Source organism: Salinicoccus cyprini (assembly GCF_007713705.1).
In the GTDB taxonomy this organism is placed as follows: domain Bacteria; phylum Bacillota; class Bacilli; order Staphylococcales; family Salinicoccaceae; genus Salinicoccus; species Salinicoccus cyprini.
Window position 1 is genome coordinate 196,591 of record NZ_VMSJ01000002.1, and the last position, 21,530, is coordinate 218,120.

The 21,530-nt window shown below is 46.0% G+C and carries 38 protein-coding genes; 32 read left to right on the plus strand and 6 right to left on the minus strand.

Features of this window, described 5'->3' with window-relative positions; genetic code table 11:
• Positions 1–11: 11 nt before the first annotated feature.
• Together FO441_RS07200 and FO441_RS07205 are read left to right on the plus strand one after the other, a co-directional pair.
• On the plus strand, positions 12–1,175 hold the full coding sequence (locus tag FO441_RS07200) for an ABC transporter ATP-binding protein (RefSeq protein ID WP_145287905.1): 1,164 nt from the start codon (positions 12–14) through the stop codon (positions 1,173–1,175).
• Between the two features lie 93 nt (positions 1,176–1,268).
• Positions 1,269–1,955 carry a VOC family protein gene (locus FO441_RS07205; RefSeq protein ID WP_145287910.1) on the plus strand — a complete coding sequence of 229 codons (687 nt, stop codon included), beginning with the start codon at positions 1,269–1,271 and terminating at the stop codon, positions 1,953–1,955.
• Here the strand turns inward: FO441_RS07205 and FO441_RS07210 are convergent.
• On the minus strand, positions 1,940–2,185 hold the full coding sequence (locus tag FO441_RS07210; protein ID WP_145287915.1) for a hypothetical protein: 246 nt from the start codon (positions 2,183–2,185) through the stop codon (positions 1,940–1,942). The two genes, FO441_RS07205 and FO441_RS07210, sit on opposite strands and share 16 nt — an antisense overlap.
• A 57-nt stretch (positions 2,186–2,242) precedes the next feature.
• Between FO441_RS07210 and FO441_RS07215 the strand changes: the two genes are divergently transcribed.
• Positions 2,243–3,511, plus strand: a complete 1,269-nt coding sequence (locus FO441_RS07215) for a lipid II:glycine glycyltransferase FemX (RefSeq protein ID WP_145287919.1) — start codon at positions 2,243–2,245, stop codon at positions 3,509–3,511.
• A gap of 202 nt (positions 3,512–3,713) precedes the next feature.
• On the opposite strand, the gene FO441_RS07220 is transcribed toward FO441_RS07215, so the two are convergent.
• Genes FO441_RS07220 through FO441_RS12580 form a run of 4 tightly spaced genes read right to left on the minus strand, consistent with a single transcriptional unit; the run spans position 3,714 to position 5,654 of the window.
• Positions 3,714–3,989: a hypothetical protein gene (locus FO441_RS07220; RefSeq protein ID WP_145287920.1), complete on the minus strand. Its 276-nt coding sequence runs from the start codon at positions 3,987–3,989 to the stop codon at positions 3,714–3,716.
• Between the two features lie 19 nt (positions 3,990–4,008).
• Positions 4,009–4,323 carry a membrane stabilizing protein MspA gene (gene mspA / locus FO441_RS07225; RefSeq protein WP_145287929.1) on the minus strand — a complete coding sequence of 105 codons (315 nt, stop codon included), beginning with the start codon at positions 4,321–4,323 and terminating at the stop codon, positions 4,009–4,011.
• On the minus strand, positions 4,320–5,471 hold the full coding sequence (locus tag FO441_RS07230) for an MFS transporter (RefSeq protein WP_145287932.1): 1,152 nt from the start codon (positions 5,469–5,471) through the stop codon (positions 4,320–4,322). The genes mspA and FO441_RS07230 overlap by 4 nt, the downstream gene beginning before the upstream one ends.
• A 12-nt stretch (positions 5,472–5,483) precedes the next feature.
• Positions 5,484–5,654 carry an SE1832 family protein gene (locus tag FO441_RS12580; protein WP_186365501.1) on the minus strand — a complete coding sequence of 57 codons (171 nt, stop codon included), beginning with the start codon at positions 5,652–5,654 and terminating at the stop codon, positions 5,484–5,486.
• A gap of 118 nt (positions 5,655–5,772) precedes the next feature.
• Here FO441_RS12580 and FO441_RS07235 point away from each other — a divergent pair, with 118 nt between their 5' ends.
• Positions 5,773–6,450 carry a phosphotransferase gene (locus FO441_RS07235; RefSeq protein WP_186365502.1) on the plus strand — a complete coding sequence of 226 codons (678 nt, stop codon included), beginning with the start codon at positions 5,773–5,775 and terminating at the stop codon, positions 6,448–6,450.
• A gap of 61 nt (positions 6,451–6,511) precedes the next feature.
• On the opposite strand, the gene FO441_RS07240 is transcribed toward FO441_RS07235, so the two are convergent.
• A complete protein-coding gene (locus FO441_RS07240; protein ID WP_145287938.1) occupies positions 6,512–6,940 on the minus strand; it encodes a hypothetical protein in 429 nt (142 codons plus the stop codon).
• A 147-nt stretch (positions 6,941–7,087) separates the two neighbouring features.
• Between FO441_RS07240 and FO441_RS07245 the strand changes: the two genes are divergently transcribed.
• The 28 genes from FO441_RS07245 (at position 7,088) to rpsM (ending at position 21,514) form a co-directional block, all read left to right on the plus strand.
• Positions 7,088–7,726: a YczE/YyaS/YitT family protein gene (locus FO441_RS07245; protein ID WP_145287941.1), complete on the plus strand. Its 639-nt coding sequence runs from the start codon at positions 7,088–7,090 to the stop codon at positions 7,724–7,726.
• Between the two features lie 34 nt (positions 7,727–7,760).
• Positions 7,761–9,095 carry an NCS2 family permease gene (locus tag FO441_RS07250; protein WP_145287944.1) on the plus strand — a complete coding sequence of 445 codons (1,335 nt, stop codon included), beginning with the start codon at positions 7,761–7,763 and terminating at the stop codon, positions 9,093–9,095.
• Positions 9,096–9,409: 314 nt separating this feature from the next.
• Positions 9,410–9,718, plus strand: a complete 309-nt coding sequence (gene rpsJ, locus FO441_RS07255; RefSeq protein ID WP_145287947.1) for a 30S ribosomal protein S10 — start codon at positions 9,410–9,412, stop codon at positions 9,716–9,718.
• A gap of 25 nt (positions 9,719–9,743) precedes the next feature.
• On the plus strand, positions 9,744–10,406 hold the full coding sequence (rplC, locus tag FO441_RS07260; protein ID WP_145287949.1) for a 50S ribosomal protein L3: 663 nt from the start codon (positions 9,744–9,746) through the stop codon (positions 10,404–10,406).
• A 30-nt stretch (positions 10,407–10,436) separates the two neighbouring features.
• Positions 10,437–11,060, plus strand: a complete 624-nt coding sequence (rplD, locus tag FO441_RS07265) for a 50S ribosomal protein L4 (RefSeq protein ID WP_145287952.1) — start codon at positions 10,437–10,439, stop codon at positions 11,058–11,060.
• Complete coding sequence (rplW, locus tag FO441_RS07270; RefSeq protein ID WP_145287955.1) at positions 11,060–11,332, plus strand: 50S ribosomal protein L23; 273 nt, start codon at positions 11,060–11,062, stop codon at positions 11,330–11,332. The genes rplD and rplW overlap by 1 nt, the downstream gene beginning before the upstream one ends.
• A gap of 31 nt (positions 11,333–11,363) precedes the next feature.
• The gene (rplB, locus tag FO441_RS07275; RefSeq protein ID WP_145287958.1) at positions 11,364–12,200 is read left to right on the plus strand and encodes a 50S ribosomal protein L2; all 837 of its coding nucleotides are present in this window, start codon (positions 11,364–11,366) and stop codon (positions 12,198–12,200) included.
• Between the two features lie 60 nt (positions 12,201–12,260).
• Positions 12,261–12,539: a 30S ribosomal protein S19 gene (rpsS, locus tag FO441_RS07280; RefSeq protein ID WP_040105344.1), complete on the plus strand. Its 279-nt coding sequence runs from the start codon at positions 12,261–12,263 to the stop codon at positions 12,537–12,539.
• Between the two features lie 31 nt (positions 12,540–12,570).
• Positions 12,571–12,954: a 50S ribosomal protein L22 gene (rplV, locus tag FO441_RS07285; RefSeq protein WP_145287961.1), complete on the plus strand. Its 384-nt coding sequence runs from the start codon at positions 12,571–12,573 to the stop codon at positions 12,952–12,954.
• Between the two features lie 22 nt (positions 12,955–12,976).
• Positions 12,977–13,621: a 30S ribosomal protein S3 gene (gene rpsC, locus FO441_RS07290; protein WP_145287964.1), complete on the plus strand. Its 645-nt coding sequence runs from the start codon at positions 12,977–12,979 to the stop codon at positions 13,619–13,621.
• A gap of 15 nt (positions 13,622–13,636) precedes the next feature.
• Positions 13,637–14,071: a 50S ribosomal protein L16 gene (gene rplP, locus FO441_RS07295; RefSeq protein ID WP_145287967.1), complete on the plus strand. Its 435-nt coding sequence runs from the start codon at positions 13,637–13,639 to the stop codon at positions 14,069–14,071.
• The gene (gene rpmC, locus FO441_RS07300; RefSeq protein ID WP_145287970.1) at positions 14,061–14,270 is read left to right on the plus strand and encodes a 50S ribosomal protein L29; all 210 of its coding nucleotides are present in this window, start codon (positions 14,061–14,063) and stop codon (positions 14,268–14,270) included. The genes rplP and rpmC overlap by 11 nt, the downstream gene beginning before the upstream one ends.
• Before the next feature lie 21 nt (positions 14,271–14,291).
• Entirely contained in the window at positions 14,292–14,555 is a 264-nt protein-coding gene (gene rpsQ / locus FO441_RS07305) for a 30S ribosomal protein S17 (protein ID WP_160656964.1), read from the plus strand.
• Positions 14,556–14,584: 29 nt separating this feature from the next.
• Complete coding sequence (rplN, locus tag FO441_RS07310; protein ID WP_145287975.1) at positions 14,585–14,953, plus strand: 50S ribosomal protein L14; 369 nt, start codon at positions 14,585–14,587, stop codon at positions 14,951–14,953.
• A gap of 30 nt (positions 14,954–14,983) precedes the next feature.
• Entirely contained in the window at positions 14,984–15,316 is a 333-nt protein-coding gene (rplX, locus tag FO441_RS07315; protein WP_145287978.1) for a 50S ribosomal protein L24, read from the plus strand.
• A gap of 25 nt (positions 15,317–15,341) precedes the next feature.
• A complete protein-coding gene (gene rplE / locus FO441_RS07320) occupies positions 15,342–15,881 on the plus strand; it encodes a 50S ribosomal protein L5 (RefSeq protein ID WP_145287981.1) in 540 nt (179 codons plus the stop codon).
• 19 nt (positions 15,882–15,900) lie between these two features.
• Entirely contained in the window at positions 15,901–16,086 is a 186-nt protein-coding gene (locus FO441_RS07325; RefSeq protein ID WP_145287984.1) for a type Z 30S ribosomal protein S14, read from the plus strand.
• 30 nt (positions 16,087–16,116) lie between these two features.
• Positions 16,117–16,515: a 30S ribosomal protein S8 gene (rpsH, locus tag FO441_RS07330; protein ID WP_145287987.1), complete on the plus strand. Its 399-nt coding sequence runs from the start codon at positions 16,117–16,119 to the stop codon at positions 16,513–16,515.
• 24 nt (positions 16,516–16,539) lie between these two features.
• Complete coding sequence (gene rplF, locus FO441_RS07335) at positions 16,540–17,076, plus strand: 50S ribosomal protein L6 (protein WP_145287990.1); 537 nt, start codon at positions 16,540–16,542, stop codon at positions 17,074–17,076.
• 25 nt (positions 17,077–17,101) lie between these two features.
• The gene (rplR, locus tag FO441_RS07340; RefSeq protein ID WP_145287993.1) at positions 17,102–17,464 is read left to right on the plus strand and encodes a 50S ribosomal protein L18; all 363 of its coding nucleotides are present in this window, start codon (positions 17,102–17,104) and stop codon (positions 17,462–17,464) included.
• 21 nt (positions 17,465–17,485) lie between these two features.
• Positions 17,486–17,986: a 30S ribosomal protein S5 gene (rpsE, locus tag FO441_RS07345; protein ID WP_145287996.1), complete on the plus strand. Its 501-nt coding sequence runs from the start codon at positions 17,486–17,488 to the stop codon at positions 17,984–17,986.
• A gap of 16 nt (positions 17,987–18,002) precedes the next feature.
• Positions 18,003–18,182, plus strand: a complete 180-nt coding sequence (rpmD, locus tag FO441_RS07350; RefSeq protein WP_145287999.1) for a 50S ribosomal protein L30 — start codon at positions 18,003–18,005, stop codon at positions 18,180–18,182.
• 27 nt (positions 18,183–18,209) lie between these two features.
• Entirely contained in the window at positions 18,210–18,650 is a 441-nt protein-coding gene (gene rplO, locus FO441_RS07355; protein ID WP_145288001.1) for a 50S ribosomal protein L15, read from the plus strand.
• On the plus strand, positions 18,650–19,948 hold the full coding sequence (gene secY, locus FO441_RS07360; protein WP_145288004.1) for a preprotein translocase subunit SecY: 1,299 nt from the start codon (positions 18,650–18,652) through the stop codon (positions 19,946–19,948). Before rplO ends, secY begins: the two co-directional genes overlap by 1 nt.
• Positions 19,949–19,960: 12 nt before the next feature.
• The gene (locus tag FO441_RS07365; RefSeq protein ID WP_145288009.1) at positions 19,961–20,608 is read left to right on the plus strand and encodes an adenylate kinase; all 648 of its coding nucleotides are present in this window, start codon (positions 19,961–19,963) and stop codon (positions 20,606–20,608) included.
• Positions 20,609–20,760: 152 nt separating this feature from the next.
• Positions 20,761–20,979, plus strand: coding sequence for a translation initiation factor IF-1 (gene infA / locus FO441_RS07370; protein ID WP_017547668.1), 219 nt, complete (start codon positions 20,761–20,763; stop codon positions 20,977–20,979).
• Positions 20,980–21,009: 30 nt separating this feature from the next.
• Positions 21,010–21,123 carry a 50S ribosomal protein L36 gene (rpmJ, locus tag FO441_RS07375; protein ID WP_003156543.1) on the plus strand — a complete coding sequence of 38 codons (114 nt, stop codon included), beginning with the start codon at positions 21,010–21,012 and terminating at the stop codon, positions 21,121–21,123.
• Positions 21,124–21,148: 25 nt separating this feature from the next.
• Positions 21,149–21,514, plus strand: a complete 366-nt coding sequence (gene rpsM, locus FO441_RS07380; protein ID WP_145288012.1) for a 30S ribosomal protein S13 — start codon at positions 21,149–21,151, stop codon at positions 21,512–21,514.
• Positions 21,515–21,530: the final 16 nt, after the last annotated feature.

The window sequence follows — 21,530 nt, forward strand, 5'->3', positions numbered from 1 at the left end:
AGTGAGTGGGGATGGCAGAATTAAAGCTTGAACATATAAAGAAGAAATATGATAACGGTCCGACAGTTGTACATGACTTCAATCTTGAAATCCATGATGGTGAATTCATCGTGCTGGTCGGCCCCTCCGGGTGCGGCAAGTCGACGACGCTGCGGATGATTGCAGGACTTGAGGAGATTACAGATGGTGCTTTCTATATCGATGACAAGAAGATGAATGATGTGGAGCCGAAGAACAGGGACATCGCTATGGTATTCCAGAACTATGCACTCTATCCGCATATGAGTGTATATGACAACATGGCATTTGGTCTGAAGCTGCGGAAGACGCCAAAACGGGAAATAAAACAGCGTGTTGAAAACGCAGCGGAAATTCTGGGGCTGACAGACTTTCTGAACCGTAAGCCGAAAGCGCTATCCGGTGGCCAGCGGCAGCGTGTGGCACTTGGCCGTGCCATCGTCAGGGATGCAGGCGTCTTTCTTATGGATGAGCCGCTGTCGAACCTGGATGCCAAATTGAGGGTCCAGATGCGTGCGGAAATTACCAAGCTGCACAAGCGTCTGAAAACCACGACGGTCTACGTTACGCATGACCAGACGGAAGCACTGACCATGGCGACACGCATTGTCATACTCAACAAGGGTGATATAATGCAGGTCGGTACACCGAAGGAAGTCTATGATTTTCCTGAGAATGTTTTCGTTGCCCAGTTCATCGGTGCACCTGCGATGAATGTTTTTAATGGAGAAATCAAAAATGGAGAACTGGTCATTGGCGATTCCACTATGAAAATTCCTGAAGCAAAACGTCGGATGCTGATCAACCAGGGCTATGACAATCAGCCGATCAAATTCGGCATCCGTCCCGAAGACGTTCGGGAAGAAGCCGTTTTTGTCGAGTCGGAACTCGCTTCAGCATTCAATGCAGAGGTGAAAGTAAGTGAACTGCTCGGTTCCGAAATCATGCTGTATTCCGAGCTTGAAGGGCAGGAATTCATTTCCCGGGTGGATGCACGGAACCAGCTGGATCCGGGAGACGTCATAAAATTTGCATTCGATATGAACAAAGGGCATTTCTTCGACAGCGAAACGGAAAAGCGGATCGTCACAAGAGAAGAGCGCATGCGAGAACAGGAAAGACTCGAGCAGGATGCACCAGACGTCATCAAATCATAGAGCGAGCAGCCTGTCCCTATAGGGCAGGCTGCATTTTTTGGTTTTCGGTATTGTTGCATGGTATTATGATATAGTAAAAAAGAGGTGAACGGCATGGTGGAATTCGATCACATCATACATTATGTAAAACAGCTGGATACAGTGGAGGCGGAAGGTGTATTGCCCATCCATTCCGGAGGGAGGCACGAACGACTGGGTACGGAGAACCTGCTGTCGTATTTTGACCTGAGATACATCGAATATCTGGGCATCTATGACGAGGCGATCTTCAATCAGCATCTGCAGGAGTCGGTGGATTCATTTGCCAGAACCATTGATGTAATGGGGTATGAGGAGGGATTCATCCGCTATGCTTTTGCTACGGATGAAATTCACCAATTGGCGGATCGATATCGTGCACAGGGCTTCACACCGATTGGTCCAGTGGATATGGAGCGCAAAGCGGGGACGGAAACCATCCGCTGGAAGCTCCTCTATATTGAAGATGATTCGGAAATATTTCCGTTCTTCATCCAGTGGGAAGAATCCAAAATGCAGCGGCTGGCCCGGATCAGGCAGCTGAGAGGGGATCTTTTGAGCCCACAGATGAATATCCATCACGAAGTTCGGAGCAGAAAGGTATGGGAAGCCTTTTTTGATGTCATCGGCATATGGGAAGGCGAAGTTGATCCGCACACCACCATCACCCTTTCTGAAAATAAAACTCCATCCATCACTCTGGAAGTGGAAATGGATGGAGAGCCGGTCATATACAAAGGTGCTGTCTACAAGTTTATATAGACGATCAGAGCGAGCTGGATGAAGGCTGAAAGTGCTGTGATGACACTGAGAATGATCAGAGACTTTGAACCTCTGACGAGTATATAAGCTATGCTCAACATGATGGTGATGACGCTGAGGATTATTCTGACGCTCATCAGGGCAATAAGTTCACCGCTCTCATATTGTCCGAGCTGTATTATGCTGACGATATTGATAAGCAGAAGAAAGATCAAAATACCTTGTCTCATGATAGGACCACCTTTCATGAGACAATTATATCAGATTTTATTTGAATGGAGACCAATATGCTTAAATTGTTGAACCTGACAGAAGATGAACATGATCAATTTGTAGAGAGCCATCCGCATGGCGATCTGCTGCAGCTGACCGACTGGGCGGGATCCAAGCGTCTTACCGGTTGGTACTCGAGGCGTCTGGCGGTTGGTGATGATGGCGGGGAAGTGCTTGGCGTCGGGCTTCTGCTCTTCAAAAGGGTGCCAAGACTTCAACATACGCTATGCTACATATCGAGAGGATTCGTATGCGACTATAAGAATCGGGAACTAGTGGATTTCATGCTGGATGAAGCATTGCAGATTGCCAGGGATGAGAAGGCGTATGCCATCAAGATAGATCCGGATCTGCCTCTTGAAGCACATCCTGATACGATAGAATATCTCAAGTCGATCGGCTTCAGACATCGTGGTCTGAAAGATGGCATGAGCAAGGACAATATACAGCCTCGCCAGACAATGGTGGCTGCGATCGATAAAAGCGACGAGGACCTGCTTCAGAGTTATGATCGAAATAACCGGACCACAGTCCGCAATGCACTCCGCCGGGGTACGGAGGTCTATAGGGCGTCGCGTGGAGATCTGCCGACATTTGTCAAGCTCATGAAGGAGACCGGACAGCGGGATGGTTTCCTGACGAGGGACATCACCTACTTTGAATCTCTCTATGATAATCTCCATGATAACGGACATATGGAACTGTTTCTGGTGAAGCTGATTCCGGAGAAGGCTGCTGCAGCGATTGAAGAAGATCTGCAGAAGGTGCACAAAGAGCTGGCAAAGGCTGAGAAGAAGAAGGAAGGCACTAAAAAGGAGAATCAGCTCCGGGATATCGGCAACAGAAAGCAGAAGCTCGAAAAGCAGCAGCAGGAAACCGACGAGCTGAAGAAGGATCATCCTGAAGGTGTCATCCTGTCGGGCGCACTGCTTGCCCAGTCCGGACATAAGTCCTATTACCTGTACGGCGCCTCTTCTGACCTCTACAGGGAGTATCTTCCGAATCACCACATGCAGTATGAAATGATGAAATATGCGCGCGATAATGGCGCGAAGACATATGATTTCGGTGGTGTCAGTGCAGCGCCACCGAAAGACTCGCCGCATTTCGGGCTATGGCAGTTCAAGAAGATGTGGGGAACAGAAGTGAGCGAAAAGGTTGGAGAGTTCGACTATATCATCCATCGGCCATTGTATATATTGGCTGAAATGGGTGTGCCGATATTCCAAAAAGGCAAGGTGAAGCTCAACCAGACCTTGAAATCCATCAAAGACCGACGATAAGCCATGTATTATAAAAGAGGAGCTGGGACAAAAGTTTCGAACAGATGATGCATGTCATGAAATATAAATATAATCCGTACGTTCGACTCCTTGGGAAATAGCATCAGCGTAAGACTACAGGCTTACGCGATGCCCCAGGAAAGCTAACGTACGGATTATTTGTGATGAAGATATTTATGTCCCAGCCCCTCTTTTTGACCGGCTATAGGAAATAGGGCCGTGTAATGATGATGAGCAGTATGAAGATCAGAGACATTATCGACATGAGCAGCAGCGTGATGGACAGTGCAAGATGGATATTGCTGTTTTCATAAAGGTTCGGTTCGGAGTTTGTTGCCCTCCAGCCCGCTGTAAGTGAAATCAGGCTCAGCAGCGCCCATACGTATATATTGAAGAATATGACACCATCATTGATGATGTAGTTTATAAAGAACATGATTTGCATGAGGATGAGCAGAATCAGTATGACGCGTCTCAAGTTTCCACCTCTTTCCCTGTTACTGCGTCAGCAGCATGATGATGAGGACGGCGGAGATCATGAGTGTGAAGGCGTGTATCATGAATAGACGCGAACGGTCCCCTTTAGCTTCCTTGAAGCCGGTGATTTCAACTGATAGGAACAGGCAGACGGCGAGTGCAAATACAAGTATGCCATCCGGGTTCTGGGCATTGAGGGCAGTGGCCGTCATTATCAGCATGAATGCGATACCGGCGATGAGCCTTAAAATATCGAGTGTCCGGTTTCTTACAAAAAGTATGGTTGCTGCCCCGATAACCAGATACAGAAGCAGCATAAGTATGGTCAGAATCATGCGAAATTCCTCCTTTTCCTGAAGTATTGGAAAATGAAGTAGGTGGACAGCAGCGTTGCAGCTGCTCCGAACACGAAGGGCAGTCCCGAAGTCAGGACGAACAGTATATTGAAGACGACCGGTCCGAAAATTCTCCCCAAACTGTCCAGGGAGTATGTAGTGGCGGTCATGCGTCCCATTTCATCGCTGTGTGCCTCTTTGGTGATCTGGGAAGTAAGCAGCGTTTTGACGAGCGCATTTCCTGTCATGAGGAGAACGATGCACACCCCTGCGTATAGCAGACTCGACATGAACGGCAGCAGAATGAAGGCGGTCAATGTCAGAATCTGGCCGGCAATCATGACAGGATACTCCTGGCCATCTTTAAGCCGGCCGATGAATCCACCCTGGACTGCAGCATTGAATATGCCACCTACTACAAACAGTGCGCCCATCTGGGCAGGTGTAATATCGATCCGATCGATGCCGAGCAGCTGGAATGTGCTTTCCATGCCACTCATGGTGAACATGACAAAGAACGTACAGATGAGCAGGATGCCGACGGGTTTCAGGAAGTACTCGCTTGGCAGTGTAATCTCCTTGCCGGCCCGATTCCCGGGACGATAGGTCTCCTTGATTTTGAACATGCTGAACAGCAGTGCACCGACGATGACAAGGGTGGTCATGTAGTATGCGAAGCTCAGACTGATCTGGGTGAGCAGGCCGCCTATCCCTGGTCCGAAAATGAAGCCGAGACCGATGGACATTCCGATGAGTCCCATGAACCGTGTCCGCTCTTCCCGTGTGGTCAGGTCGGCCACCATGCTCGTAGTTGCCGTGTAGAGTGCGCCCGAAGCGGCGCCTCCGATCAGCCGGCTCAGATAAAGTACCCACAGGACGTCGATGAACATGCCGAACAGGAGAAAGCTGAAGCTGAATGCCAATAGACCGTACAGCAGAATCGGACGACGTCCATAACGGTCGCTCAGTCTACCGAAGAAAGGTGCCGAGAGGAAGCTGGCAATGGAGTAGACAGCCAGCAGCCAGCCCATGTGCATTGTGGATACACCGAGCTCGGTAACAAGCTCCGGGATGACGGGGATGATCATGCTGAAGCCGAAATATATGAGGAATTGTATGATCATAATGAACAGGATCATTTTTTTCATGGTAGGCACTTCCTATTGATTATTTCTGATTTCCTTTTTTGTCTGTGCAATCTCCGTCTCTATCTGAACAAGGCGCTCTTCCATTTTTGATGTACTGTTGCCGGTGGATTCCAGCTTTTCCAGATCGCCCTGAATCCGTATATACTCATTTTTAAGTTCCTCGAGTCTATAGTTCAAATCCATTACTTTCACCACCTTGAATTATAGTTGTATCATATCATAATGCAATTGATATTAGGGGAAACACTGATGACATTCTAACGATAATTGAAGTAGAATGATAGTGACTGGAGGGACTTGCATGCACACTTTTGAGATATATGAGGAATACTATGACTGGACATCGCTCGAGGGAAGTTCCGATGCACAGATCCACCTGCTTGAATATGGAGGCGAAGACCCGCCCAACATGTACCAGCCGAAGGAACCACTGGTGGCAAAATCCTATGGCGATGATCCAAGAAGGACCCGCAGGGAATACAAAAGACTGCTATGGATGGAAATGAATGGGGTGGGAGGTGTACCGAAACCGGTTACTTTATATGAGGAAAATGGAGCGTGGATGTTTTATCTGGCGCTTCCGGGTATTGATGCAGCAGCATTTCTGCAACGGCAGCAGCCGGAAGTGATCATTTCCACCATGCGTCAGATCGGAAGATACTTGAGCTTCCTGCATAAGCAGAACATCGATGGATGCCCATTCATATATTCGGAAGATGATATCCATACAGATCCGGTCTTCACCCACGGAGACTTCACCCTTTCCAATGTCATTATCAATGAGAACTATATCACCGGCAGTGTGGATCTTGGAAATGTGGGCGTAAGAGACCGGTACTTCGATCTTGCAGCCATGACACTTGATATAAGAAATCTACTGGGCAACCAGTATGTGGGACACTTCCACGAAGGATACCGTATTAAGGATCACCTCGATGCAGGGAAGCTGGCCCGATTCATACAGGCTGTGGAAGTATAAAAAGGCGCGACCCGTCGGGTCGCGCCTTTTTTCGGTCGTTCTCAGTTTTTACTACAGCAATCTATTCGCTTGTCCCTTCCTCCGAATCACTGCTCGGATTCTCTTCCACAACCTCATCTACTTCCGGCATTTCTGAAGTATCGTCACTTCCGCCTGAAGATTCCGTGGTTGCCTCTTCACTGGATTCAGCGGGCTCTTCCGTAGTTCCTTCCTCTGAGGTGCTGGTCGGGTTCTCTTCCACTACTTCGTCCACTTCAGGCATTTCGGATGTATCTTCGCTGCCGTCTGAAGATTCCGTGGTTGCCTCTTCACTGGATTCAGCAGGCTCTTCCGTAGTTCCTTCCTCTGAAGTGTTGACTGGATTCTCCTCTACAACTTCATCCGCTTCCGGCATTTCGGATGTGTCTTCGCTCACTTCACCCTCTCCACATGCGGTCATCGCAAGTGATGCCGAAAGGAGGATACCTGCCATCATATATTTATTTTTCATAGTTTTTCCTCCCGTTCATTATTCAATTATTATAATTTTCCCGCACGCTGAATGCTTCAAACGTTTTGGAAGTGTTCTCGAATGATATTGCGTTTTTCATCACATGGGCGTAAACTGATTTAGATAATAAAGTCGAGGAGGTGTCACATGTCGAGCAATGTAGCAAAACGCTGGCTGTTCTACGTAATAGGACTGGTCATACTTGCACTTGGCATATCACTGACCATCAAAGGGCGGCTTCTCGGTCTGGGTTCATGGGACGTGCTGCACTATGGCCTGTGGCAGACCTTTGGTCTGACAATCGGAAGCTGGGCGATCATTGCCGGTGCCTCCATCGTTCTGGTCACTGCTATCTTTACCCGCCGTCTTCCTAAAGCAGGAGTCTACATCAATATGGTGGCGGTCGGACTGTTCATTGATGTATTCAACTGGCTTATCCCGGAATTTGAAGGCTGGTCCCAGCATATCATCGTTTTTGCAATCGGCCTTTTTGTCATGGCTTTTGGCGTCGCCTTCTATATCACTCCGAATCTTGGAGCCGGACCGCGGGATACACTGATGCTGCTGCTGGTTGAAAAGTTCGGATTGAAAATATCGATGGCAAGGAATATCATGGAGCTGGGTGCTGCTGTGGCAGGATTCCTGCTTGGCGGACCGGTATTCATCGGTACGCTCATCATCATTCTGTCTCTGGGTAAACTTATCGAAATATGGCTGCCCCTCACTCGCCGTCTGCTCGTCGGATTTCTCGGTGGGGAAGATAAGGAAATCATCAAGATAATATAGTATCAAACAAACTGATCAAAGAATGGAGTAGGTTATGAAAAAGTTTTTTGACTTCGAAGGAAATGGCACAAGCTACCGGCGTGAAATAATCGGGGGATTGACCACTTTCCTCTCCATGGCATACATACTCGCCGTCAACCCATCCATATTATCCCTGCAGGGTGTAGAAGGGATACCTGAAACGATGCGCATGGATATGGACGCAGTCTTTGTTGCCACAGCACTTGCAGCATTCATCGGCTGTCTGGTGATGGGGCTATATGCAAAATATCCGATTGCGCTTGCGCCGGGAATGGGTCTGAATGCGTTCTTCGCTTTCACCGTCATCCTGACAATGGGAATCCCTTGGCAGACTGCACTGACAGGCGTTCTATTTTCCGGAGTGATCTTTGCGCTGCTGACCATCAGTGGTGTGAGGGAGTACATCATCAACTCCATTCCGATGGAAATGAAAATGGCAGTCAGCGCCGGTATCGGCTTCTTCATCACGTTCGTAGGGCTGCAGGGTGCCGGCATCATTGTAACGGACGAATCGACGCTGGTCGGCCTTGGTGTGATTCACGATCCGACTGTACTTCTTGCTGTGGCAGGTCTGGTCATCACCGTCATCCTGATGGCAAGAAGAGTGCCGGGCGCGATATTCTTCGGTATGATCATCACTGCAATCATCGGTCTTATTTTCGGGCTTGTGCCGCTTCCTGAGAGCTTCATCGGTTCGGTTCCAAGCATAGAACCGACATTTGGTGCGGCATTCGAAGCATTTGCGAATCCAGCTGAAATATTCAATATCCAGTTTCTGATCGTTGTACTGACTTTCCTGTTTGTCGATTTCTTCGATACTGCAGGTACACTGGTCGGTGTAGCGAGCCAGGCGAATATGATCAAGGACAACAAGCTGCCGAGGGGCGGACGCGCACTGCTGTCCGACTCGATTGCAACAATCGCCGGTGCCATCTTCGGTACTTCGACGACAACGTCGTATGTCGAATCCACAGCGGGCGTGGCAGCAGGGGCAAGAACAGGCTTTGCAAGTGTCATCACCGGTGTGCTGTTCCTTCTGGCCATCTTCCTGTCTCCACTCATCGTCACTTTCACTTCCGAAGTGACAGCGCCTGCACTGATCATCGTCGGCGCACTCATGGTCTCAAATCTGTCCAAAGTGAGATGGGACCAGTTTGAAGTCGCAGTTCCGGCATTCCTGACCATGTTCATGATGCCGTTGACCTATAGTATCGCTACCGGCATCGCCATCGGTTTTGTCTTCTACCCCATCACCATGATCATGGCCGGCAGAAGAAAAGAGATTCATCCGATCATGTATGGTCTGTTTGTGATTTTCATACTTTATTTTATATTTATGACTGAATAGACATTGTAATTTGTAACTGAATACTGTATAATTGGGCAGCGTATTGGCAGCCCGGTTGAAAAAGAGTGAAAAAATCTTGAGTTATCTATTGATTTTTTCACTCTTTTCGTGTAATATATCTAACGTTGGACTGAAATGGACGTGATATGTCCATGTTAAAGAACACACCGCCTTACATAAGAAGGCGCGCGTTTTCTGAATCGATGAAGCGAGAGGTTACTGACACGCCCGGCCGCTTTGCCATGGCAGCGTGCAAGAGAATTTTCGTGGAGAAGTCTATCAATCAATGATGACGACCAAAAGGAGGTTAAATAATGGCAAAACAAAAAATTCGTATTCGTTTGAAAGCGTACGACCACAGAGTGCTGGATCAGTCAGCAGAGAAGATTGTTGAAACAGCGAAGCGTTCGGGTGCAGATGTTTCCGGACCGATTCCACTTCCAACTGAGAAGACTGTATACACAATCATCCGTGCGGTACACAAGTACAAAGACTCCCGTGAGCAGTTTGAGCAGCGTACACACAAACGTCTTATCGACATTGCAAACCCTACACCGAAAACGGTAGATGCCCTAATGGGACTCAACCTGCCATCTGGTGTGGACATCGAAATCAAATTATAAATTATAGCAGGAGGTGCGACTTTCGATGACCAAAGGAATCTTAGGTAGAAAAGTGGGAATGACTCAAGTTTTCGGAGAAAACGGCGAGCTTATTCCAGTAACTGTAGTTGAAGCAGCAGGCAACGTAGTGCTGCAGAAGAAAACGGAAGAAACTGATGGATACAGTGCAGTACAAATCGGTTTCGACGACAAGCGTGAGTTCTTCGCAGGTGCGAGAACAAACAAATATGCAAACAAGGCTGAAACTGGACATGCTAAAGCATCCGGCAAAGCTCCTAAGCGCTTCGTACGCGAATTCAAAAATCTCGCAGCAGATGAATTCGAAGTCGGTCAAGAAGTCACTGTAGATACATTTGCAGCAGGCGACTTGGTAGACGTGACAGCAACATCCAAAGGTAAAGGTTTCCAGGGTGCGATCAAGCGTCACAACCAGAGCCGCGGACCTATGTCCCACGGTTCCCGCTACCACAGAAGACCTGGTTCAATGGGACAGGGTGCCGACCCATCACGCGTATTCAAAGGCAAAGCATTGCCAGGACGCATGGGCGGAGAAACTGTTACACTGCAGAATCTTGAAATCGTCAAAGTGGACGCAGAACGCAACGTCATCCTTGTAAAAGGCAACGTGCCTGGTCCACGTAAAGGATATGTAAAAATCGCAACAGCAATCAAAAAAGGTGTTAAATAATAGTAATTTAGGAAGGGAGGATTTAACACAATGGCAAGCGTAGATGTATTAACTAAAGAAGGAAGCAAAGTTAATTCTATAGAACTCAACCAGGATATCTTCGGCATTGAGCCGAACCAGCATGTGCTTTTTGAAGCAGTGAACCTGCAGCGTGCGTCACTTCGCCGTGGTACCCACTCAGTCAAGAACCGTTCTGCAGTCAGCGGTGGTGGTAAGAAACCATTCAGACAAAAAGGAACAGGTAATGCACGTCAAGGTACAATCCGTGCACCTCACTACCGTGGAGGTGGAGTAGTATTCGGCCCTACGCCAAGAAGCTACTCTTACAAAATGCCTAGAAAAATGCGTCGTCTGGCTCTTCGCTCAGCACTGTCCGCAAAAGTTAATGAAGAAGCATTGACTGTTGTCGACAGCCTGTCACTTGAAACGCCGAAGACAAAAGACTTCACAGCAATTCTTGAAAATCTGAACGCAAACAGAAAAGTACTGCTTGTACTTGAAGGCGAAGATGTAAATGTCGAACTTTCATCCCGTAACCTGCAAGGTGTTACAGTGTTGACACCAGAGCAGCTCAACGTACTCGACATCCTTTCTGCAGACCGTGTTATTTTCACTGAAGGTGCTATCAATAAAGCAGAGGAGGTGCTTCTGTAATGGATGCACGCGATATCATTAAACGCCCGGTAATCACTGAGCGTTCTGCTGACTTGATGTCCATGGACAAATACACATTTGAAGTGGATGTAAAAGCAAACAAAACACAAGTTAAATATGCAGTTGAAAAGATCTTTGACGTCAAAGTCGACAAAGTGAACATAATGAACTACAAGCCGAAGAAGAAACGTATGGGACGTTACAGCGGCTATACAAGAAAAAGAAGAAAAGCAATCGTGACACTTAAAGAAGGTACTATCGAAATATTCTAATCAACAATTACCAATAAGGAGGTAAAACGAGATGGCGATTAAAAAATATAAGCCGACCACCAACGCTCGTCGTAATATGACTGGCTCCGACTTCGCTGAGATCACATCAACGACGCCGGAACGGTCACTATTACAGCCGCTGCCGAAAAAAGCGGGACGTAACAACCAAGGTAGAATCACAGTACGTCACAAAGGTGGCGGACACAAACGTCAATACAGAGTAATCGACTTCAAACGTATCAAAGATGGCGTACCAGGTCGTGTAACTCAGATTGAATATGATCCAAACCGTTCAGCGAACATCGCGCTGGTTGTATATGCAGATGGTGAGAAAAGCTACATCATTGCACCTAAAGGTGTAACAGTAGGACACGAAATCATGAGTGGCCCGGAAGCGGACATCAAAGTTGGTAACGCACTGGCACTTACTGATATTCCTGTAGGTACAACAATCCACAATATCGAACTTAAACCAGGCAGAGGCGGCCAGCTGGTGAGATCAGCCGGTGCAAGTGCCCAGGTTCTCGGTAAGGAAGGTAAATATGTTCTTGTCAGACTCCGTTCTGGTGAAGTACGTATGATCCTTGCAACTTGCCGCGCAACTGTCGGTTCTGTCGGTAACGAACAGCACGAACTGATCAACATCGGTAAGGCGGGTCGTTCAAGATGGAAGAGACAACGCCCTACAGTTCGTGGTTCCGTCATGAACCCTAACGATCACCCACACGGTGGTGGTGAAGGCCGTGCGCCAATCGGACGTCCGTCACCAATGTCTCCTTGGGGTAAACCAACCCTCGGTAAGAAGACACGTAAAGGCAAGAATCGTTCTGATAAGCTCATCGTAAGAGGACGTAAGAAGAAGAAATAATGAAACCAAAGTAGTGTGCGGATTCTACATCCGCACGCATTATTGGAAGGAGGCGCCAAAATGGCTCGCAGTCTTAAAAAAGGACCTTTTGTTGACGATCACCTCATGAACAAGGTGGAAAAACTCAACGAAGATAACAAAAAAAGTGTAATCAAAACATGGTCACGCCGTTCTACAATCTTCCCTAACTTCATCGGTCATACAATCGCTGTATATGATGGACGCAAACATGTACCGGTATATGTAACTGAAGATATGGTCGGTCACAAGCTTGGAGAATTCGCTCCAACGAGAACGTTCAAAGGCCACGGAAACGACGACAAGAAAACAAGACGATAAGGTATAAGACGGAATAAAGGAGGAACGAAAGATGCAAGCGAAAGCAGTTGCAAAAACAGTTAGAATTGCTCCCCGCAAAGCGAGAATGGTTCTTGACCTCATTCGCGGTAAAGAAGTCGGAGAAGCGATCGCAATTCTCAAACTAACAAACAAAAGAACTTCGCCGGTAGTTGAAAAGCTGCTCAAATCAGCAGTAGCCAATGCTGAGCACAACTACGACATGGACATCGACAGCCTATATGTTTCTGAAGCATATGCCAACGAAGGTCCAACATTGAAACGTTTCCGTCCACGTGCACAAGGCCGTGCGACAAAGATCAACAAACGTACTAGTCATATCACTATTGTTGTTTCAGAACCTTCAACTGAAGAAGTTCAGGAAACAGAAGAAACAAAAGTAGAAGAGAACGCATAACAACCACAAGGAGGGAATTAATTTGGGTCAGAAGATAAATCCTATTGGGCTTCGTACTGGTATCATCCGTGATTGGGAGGCTAAGTGGTACGCAGAGAAAGACTTTGCAGACCTGCTGCACGAAGACCTTAAAATTCGTGAATATATCGAAAATAATCTTAAAGATGCAGCTGTTTCAAAAGTTGAAATTGAACGCGCTGCAAACCGTGTAAACATTGCGCTTCACACTGGCAAACCTGGTATGGTGATCGGTAAAGGCGGTAGCGAGATCGACAAGCTGCGTACTGCACTGACAAATATCACAGGCAAGAAAATCCACATTAATGTTGTTGAAGTCAAGAAAGTTGATATGGATGCGAAGCTGGTTGCTGAAAACATTGCACGCCAACTTGAAAACCGTGTATCTTTCCGTAGAGCACAAAAACAAGTACTACAAAGAGCGATGAAAGCTGGAGCTAAAGGTATTAAAACACAAGTTTCAGGTCGTCTCGGTGGCGCAGATATCGCACGTTCTGAAGGATACAGCGAAGGAACAGTTCCACTGCATACTCTTCGTGCAGACATAGACTATGCACATGAAGAGGCAGATACAACATACGGTAAACTCGGTGTTAAAGTATGGATCTACCGTGGAGAAGTTCTTCCTGTCAAGAATGACAAAAAGTAAAGGAGGAAAATAACAATGCTATTACCTAAAAGAGTAAAATACCGTCGTCAACATCGTCCGGATACTAAAGGACGCGCAAAAGGCGGAACTGAAGTAAGTTTCGGTGAATACGGACTGCAGGCAACAACGACAGCCTGGGTCACTTCCAGACAGATTGAAGCTGCGCGTATCGCAATGACGCGTTATATGAAGCGTGGCGGTAAAGTATGGATCAGTATTTTCCCGCATACACCTTATACTAAAAAACCATTGGAAGTACGTATGGGTTCCGGTAAAGGTGCTGTAGAAGGCTGGATGGCAGTAGTTAAGCCTGGCCGTATTATGTTCGAAGTTTCGGGTGTCCCAGAAGAGGTAGCTAGAGAAGCACTTCGTCTCGCGAGCCACAAACTTCCAGTAAAAACCAAGATTGTTAAACGTGAAGAATTAGGTGGTGATACGAATGAAAGCTAATGAAATCCGTGATCTGACAACTTCCGAAATTGAAAATAACGTCAAAGAACTGAAGGAAGAGCTCTTCAACCTACGCTTTCAACTAGCTACTGGTCAGCTAGAGAACACTGCTCGTATCAAAGAGGTTAGAAAAACTATCGCTAGAATGAAAACAACTATCCGCGCGAGAGAGCTCGACGAAGCGAAAGCAAGCCAATAATATTAAAGGGAGGCTCATATAGTGGAAGGTAAAAACGAACGTAAAGTTTACCAAGGTCGCGTAGTGTCCGACAAGATGGACAAAACGATCACAGTAGTCGTTGAAACACAGAAAAGACATCCGATCATTGGCAAACGTGTCAAATACTCTAAAAAATACAAAGCGCATGATGAGCACAACACTGCAAAAACTGGTGACGTAGTAAGAATCGAAGAAACACGTCCACTATCAGCAACTAAACGTTTCCGTCTCGTGGAAATCGTTGTTGAAGCAGTAGTCATCTAAACTATCGAGGATAAAGGAGGTCTATTCGCATGATCCAACAGGAAACCCGCTTAAAAGTGGCAGATAACTCAGGTGCACGTGAAGTGCTGACTATCAAGGTCTTGGGTGGAACAGGTCGCAAGACTGCAAATATTGGCGATGTCATCGTTGCAACTGTAAAAAATGCAACACCTGGTGGCGTTGTTAAAAAAGGTGAAGTAGTAAGAGCTGTAATAGTTAGAACTAAATCTGGTGTACGCCGTGAAGATGGTTCCTATATCAAATTCGATGAGAACGCATGCGTGATCATCCGTGATGATAAAGGTCCACGAGGTACTCGTATCTTCGGTCCAGTAGCACGTGAACTCCGTGAAGGCAACTTCATGAAGATCGTTTCACTTGCGCCAGAAGTACTTTAATCGACATTTAAACAAGGAGGTGCGATTCCCATGCACGTAAGATCTGGAGACAAAGTCGTTGTAATCAGCGGTAAAGATAAAGGCAAAGAGGGCACTGTACTTAAATCAATCCCTGCTAAAAACCGTGTCATCGTCGAAGGCGTCAATATGATGAAGAAACATCTTAAACCTTCACAGATGAACCCTGAAGGCGGCATCCTCGAAACAGAGGCGGCTATCCACGTATCCAACGTTATGCACGTTGACCCTGAATCAGGCGAACGCACTCGCATCCGTCATGAAGTTAAAGAAGACGGAACTAAAGTGAGAGTAGCTGTAAAATCAGGAAAAGAAATTCCGACTGTAAAATACGAAAAAAATTAATTAGTAATGGAAGGAGGTCCATCCAATGGCACGTTTGAAAGAAAAATACAATGAACAGATCAAAAACGAACTTGTTAGCAAATTCAACTATTCTTCTGTAATGGAAGTACCAAAAATCGAGAAGATTGTTGTAAACATGGGTGTTGGTGATGCAGTTCAGAACTCTAAAGTACTCGATACAGCAGTAGAAGAACTACAGGCAATTACAGGTCAGAAGCCGGTAATCACCAAAGCTAAAAAATCCATCGCAACTTTCCGCCTGCGTGAAGGTATGCCAATCGGAGCTAAAGTTACACTTCGTGGAGAAAGAATGTATGATTTCCTGGATAAACTGATTTCAGTATCCCTCCCACGTGTAAGAGACTTCAGAGGTATTTCCAAAAAAGCGTTTGATGGACGCGGCAACTACACACTCGGTGTCAAAGAACAGCTTATCTTCCCTGAAATCGACTACGATAAAGTATCCAAAGTAAGAGGTATGGATATTGTTGTCGTTACAACAGCGAACACAGACGAAGAAGCACGTGAGCTGCTTACCCAGTTCGGTATGCCATTTCAAAAGTAAGCTATAAGGAGGCGAAATTGTGGCTAAAAAATCAATGATTGCTAAACAGCAAAAGAAACAGAAGTTTGAAGTTAGAGAATACACACGCTGCGAACGTTGCGGAAGACCACATTCAGTCATTCGCAAATTCAAGCTCTGCCGTATATGTTTCCGTGAACTTGCTTACAAAGGTCAGATTCCTGGTGTCAAAAAAGCAAGCTGGTAATCGCCATAAATTGAAAGGAGGCAATTAGTAATGACAATCTCAGATCCAATTGCAGATATGCTGACTCGCATCAGAAATGCGAATATCGTGAGACATGAAACACTTGAAATCCCTGCATCCAATATCAAAAAGGAAATTGCAGAGATTCTTAAATCAGAAGGTTTTATCAAAAACGTAGAATATATCGAAGACGACAAGCAAGGAGTCATCCGTGTATTCCTCAAATATGGTAGCAAGAACGAAAGAGTTATCACTGGATTGAAACGTATCTCAAAGCCTGGTCTTAGAGTATACGCTCAAAGAGAAGAGCTTCCAAAAGTCCTTAATGGTCTTGGCGTTGCACTGATCTCAACATCCGAAGGTGTGCTTACAGATAAAGAAGCACGCAAAAGAAATATCGGCGGGGAAGTTCTCGCATACGTTTGGTAATCAATTAACAGGAGGTGCAAATAAATGAGCCGTGTAGGTAAACGTATTATTGAAATACCAAGTGATGTTACAGTTGACATCAATGGATCTACTGTTACTGTTAAAGGTCCCAAAGGTGAACTTGTTAACACATTTAACGAAGAAATGACTTATGAAATGGAAGACAATACACTACAGGTCGTAAGACCAAGTGATTCCAAAGAACACCGTACAAATCATGGTACAACGCGTGCCCTGATCAACAACATGGTCGTTGGAGTATCACAAGGATTCTCCAAAGAACTTGAGCTTGTCGGTGTCGGTTACCGTGCGCAGATGCAAGGCAGCAAACTGGTACTCAGTGTTGGGCTTTCTCACCCGGTTGAATTCGAACCTTCCGAGGATCTTTCCATTTCAGTGGATGGCAATACGAACGTCAAGGTTGAAGGCATCAACAAAGAAAGCGTTGGCGCTCTTGCTTCCAAAATCCGTGCCGTACGTCCACCTGAACCTTACAAAGGAAAAGGGATCCGCTACAAAGGCGAACTTATACGCCGTAAAGAAGGAAAAACTGGTAAATAATCTATAAAGTGAGGAGTGAACATCAATGATCGCTAAGATTGATAAAAATAAAGTGCGTCAAAAAAGACATCAGCGTGTACGCAGCAAACTTTCTGGCACTTCAGAAAGACCACGTCTTAATGTCTATCGCTCTAACAAGCATATCTATGCTCAGTTGATTGATGACAGCCAAAAAGTGACACTGGCAAGTGCTTCTACACAAGATTCCGATTTCAACAGCAATATCGGATCAAACGTAGACGCAGCTGCTGAAGTAGGCACACTGATCGCAAAACGTGCTAAAGACAAAGGTATTGAAAGCGTAGTATTCGACCGCGGTGGATATCTATACCACGGACGCGTGAAAGCACTCGCAGAGGCTGCCCGCGAAAACGGTCTGCAATTCTAATCGAAGGAGGGAATAACATTTATGGCTCGTAGAGAAGAGAAAGTACAGGAATTCGAAGAGCGCGTTGTTACAATCAACCGTATCGCTAAAGTTGTAAAAGGTGGACGTCGTTTCCGTTTCTCTGCACTTGTTGTAGTAGGAGACAAAAAAGGACGTGTCGGCTTTGGTACAGGTAAAGCCCAAGAGGTGCCTGAAGCAATCAGAAAAGCTATCGAAGCTGCCAAGAAGGATCTTATCGAAGTACCATTGGTAGAAGGTACCATTCCACATGAAATCATCGGACGTTTCAGTTCCGGTAAAGTATTCATGAAGCCAGCAGCACCTGGTACAGGAGTTATCGCTGGTGGGCCGGTTCGTGCCGTATTGGAGCTTGCTGGTGTTTCCGACATCCTGAGCAAGTCACTCGGTGCAAACACACCTATCAACGTGGTACGTGCAACAATGACAGGTCTTACTGAGCTCAAGAGCGCAGAAGATGTCGCTAAATTGCGTGGCAAATCAGTAGAAGAGCTACAAAATTAAGGAGGGATTTACAGACATGGCTAAAATTAAAATAACCCTCGTAAAAAGTTTGATCGGGAAGCCTGAAACTCAAAGAAGAACAGTTGCTTCTCTAGGCCTGAGAAAGCTTCACCATAGTGTTGAGCTTGAAGATACACCTCAGCTCAGAGGTCAGGTTGCCAAAGTCAGCCACTTAGTTTCAGTTGAAGAAAAATAATGATATTATGATATAGGAGGTGCGAAGATGAAATTACATGAGATGAAACCAGTAGAAGGTGCTCGCAAAAGCCGTAATCGTGTAGGTCGTGGTATGTCTTCTGGTAATGGTAAGACTTCTGCACGCGGTCATAATGGTCAGAATTCACGTTCCGGTGGTGGAGTTAGACCAACATTCGAAGGTGGACAGCTCCCACTATTCCGTCGTATTCCAAAGCGTGGATTTACGAACATTAACCGTAAAGAATATGCAGTGCTTAACCTGAGCGATCTGAATCGTTTCGAAGAAGGTACTGAAGTTACACCTGAAATGCTGAAAGAAAATGGTATTGTTAAGAATGAAAAATCTGGTATCAAAGTATTAGGCAATGGTACTCTTGAGAAGAAATTAACAATAAAAGCTCATAAGTTTTCAAGTTCAGCTGTCAAAGCAATTGAGGAACAGGGCGGAAGCTACGAGGTGATCTAATGATCGGCACGTTATCCAATTTCTTTAAGATTAAAGAAATCAGAAGTAAAATTCTATTTACTTTGGCAATGCTCGTGATTTTCAAGATCGGCACATATATCCCGGTTCCGGGAGTGGATCCGAGTGTGTTCGATATGGGAGCAGGTCAACAGGGCGTGCTTGATCTAATGAACACCTTCGGTGGTGGCGCACTGATGAACTTCTCCATCCTGGCCATGGGCATCATGCCCTACATTACAGCATCAATCGTCGTACAGCTCCTTCAGATGGACGTTGTACCTAAATTTGCTGAATGGGCCAAGCAGGGTGAGGTCGGCAGACGTAAACTCAGTCAGTTTACGCGCTATTTCACCATCATACTTGCGTTTATACAATCGCTTGGAATGTCCTTTGCCTTCAACAGGATGTTCGGCGGTATGCTGCTGGACAGCACCAACGTCGGTTCCTACCTGCTCATTGCACTTGTGCTTACTACAGGAACAGCCTTCCTCATGTGGCTTGGTGAACAGATAACGACCCACGGTGTCGGAAACGGCATCTCGATCATTATCTTTGCAGGTATACTTGGTGTGCTTCCAAATGCAATCGTCCAGTTGTACCAACAGAACTTTGTCGGTGCTGATGATATGACGATGGCAATACTCAGAATGGTGGGTCTGTTTATCATGCTGATACTGATCACGGCATTTGCAGTCTTCATTCTGCAGGCTGTCCGTAAAATACCGGTGCAGTATGCCAAACGCCAAAGAACATCATCACAACTGGCACCACAATCAACATTCTTGCCGCTTAAAGTCAATCCGGCTGGGGTAATACCGGTCATCTTTGCGATGGCATTTTTCATGCTGCCGCAGACATTGACACTATTCTTCCCTGATGCCAACTGGGCTCAGACAGTTGCAAGATTCGCTGATCCATCAGATTGGGTAGGCATGATCTTCTATGTCGCTCTGATCATTGCATTCACGTACTTCTATTCGTTTGTTCAGGTCAATCCGGAAAAAATGGCAGATAACCTCAAGAAACAGGGAAGTTATGTACCTGGCATCCGCCCGGGTAAAAACACCCAGGACTACATCACTTCTGTTCTGTACAGACTCGTGTTTGTTGGTTCACTTTTCCTGGCCGGCATATCAATACTGCCACTGCTCATCACCAAGTTCATGGATCTGCCCCAGGCGATTCAAATTGGAGGTACGAGTCTTCTGATTGTTATTGGTGTCGCTCTTGAGACCATGAAGCAGCTGGAAGCTCAAGCAAACCAAAAGGAATACCGCGGTTTCAGAAAGCGTAGGTAGGAGGAAAAGCGTATGAATATTATATTGATGGGACTCCCTGGTGCCGGCAAAGGAACTCAGGCGTCCAAGATTATAAAGAAATACCCGATCCCTCATATATCAACAGGGGATATGTTCCGCCTTGCAATCAAGAACGGTACAGAACTCGGCAAGGAAGCCAAGTCCTTCATGGACAGAGGCGAACTTGTTCCGGATGAAGTGACGATCGGTATTGTCAAAGAGCGTCTGAGCCAGAGTGATGCCAAAGACGGCTTCCTGCTGGACGGCTTTCCACGTACAGTGGAACAGGCTGAAGCATTGAACAGCATCATGCAGGAACTTGGAACGAAGATTGATAGAACAATCTACGTTGAAGTGGCTGAAGAAGAGCTGATGAACCGGTTGACCGGCAGACGCATCTGTGAAGTCTGCGGCAAGACCTACCATCTCGTTTTCAATCCGCCAAAGCAGGAAGGCGTTTGTGACCTGGATGGCGGCAAATTGTATCAGAGAGAAGATGACAACCCTGAAACAGTTGCAAATCGTCTGGAAGTGAACATCCAGCAGACGGCACCTATGCTCGACTTCTACGAAGACCAGGGCGTGCTTGTCAAAGTGGATGGTTCTCGTGACATTGATGAAGTATTCGATGATGTCGATGCGATTCTGCAAAGTATATAAGGATATTCACCTTTTCAGACACTTCTAGGTGAATGTTACTTGTATCATAACGAAAAATATCCAAGTTCATATTTTGACGTTAAGTGTAGTCCAATCTTCACCTGAAGTGAATTTCTAATAGAGATTAGAAAGCTGTAAAGGGGGAATTTGAAATGAGTAAACAAGATGTTATCGAGTTGGAAGGCACTGTATTGGATACTTTGCCGAATGCCATGTTCAAAGTGGAACTTGAAAATGGACATGAGATTCTCGCTCATGTTTCAGGTAAAATCCGTATGAACTATATACGTATTCTTCCTGGCGATAAAGTAACAGTTGAAATGTCACCTTATGATCTTACACGTGGCAGAATCACTTATCGTTTTAAATAATGGACTCCACATTCTAAGGAGGTAAAACACATGAAAGTAAGACCATCAGTCAAACCTATCTGTGAAAAATGCAAAGTCATCCGCAGAAAAGGCAAAGTTATGGTAATCTGTGAGAACCCTAAGCATAAACAGAAGCAAGGTTAATATTATAATATCGGAGGTGTAACATATGGCTCGTATTGCAGGAGTAGACGTACCACGTGAAAAACGTGTTGTAATCTCCCTCACTTATATTTACGGTATCGGTAACACAAGAGCGAAAGAAATTCTTGAAAAAGCTAATGTATCCGAAAGTACACGTGTGAGAGATCTTACTGAAGACGAACTCAACACTATTCGTGAAGTCGTTGACACTTATAAAATCGAAGGTGACCTTCGTCGTGAACAGAACCTCAACATCAAACGTTTGATGGAAATCGCATCTTACAGAGGTATCCGTCACCGCCGTGGACTGCCAGTGCGTGGACAGCATACAAAGAACAATGCCCGCACACGTAAAGGTCCAGTTAAAACAGTAGCGAACAAGAAGAAATAATTAGGGAAAAGGAGGA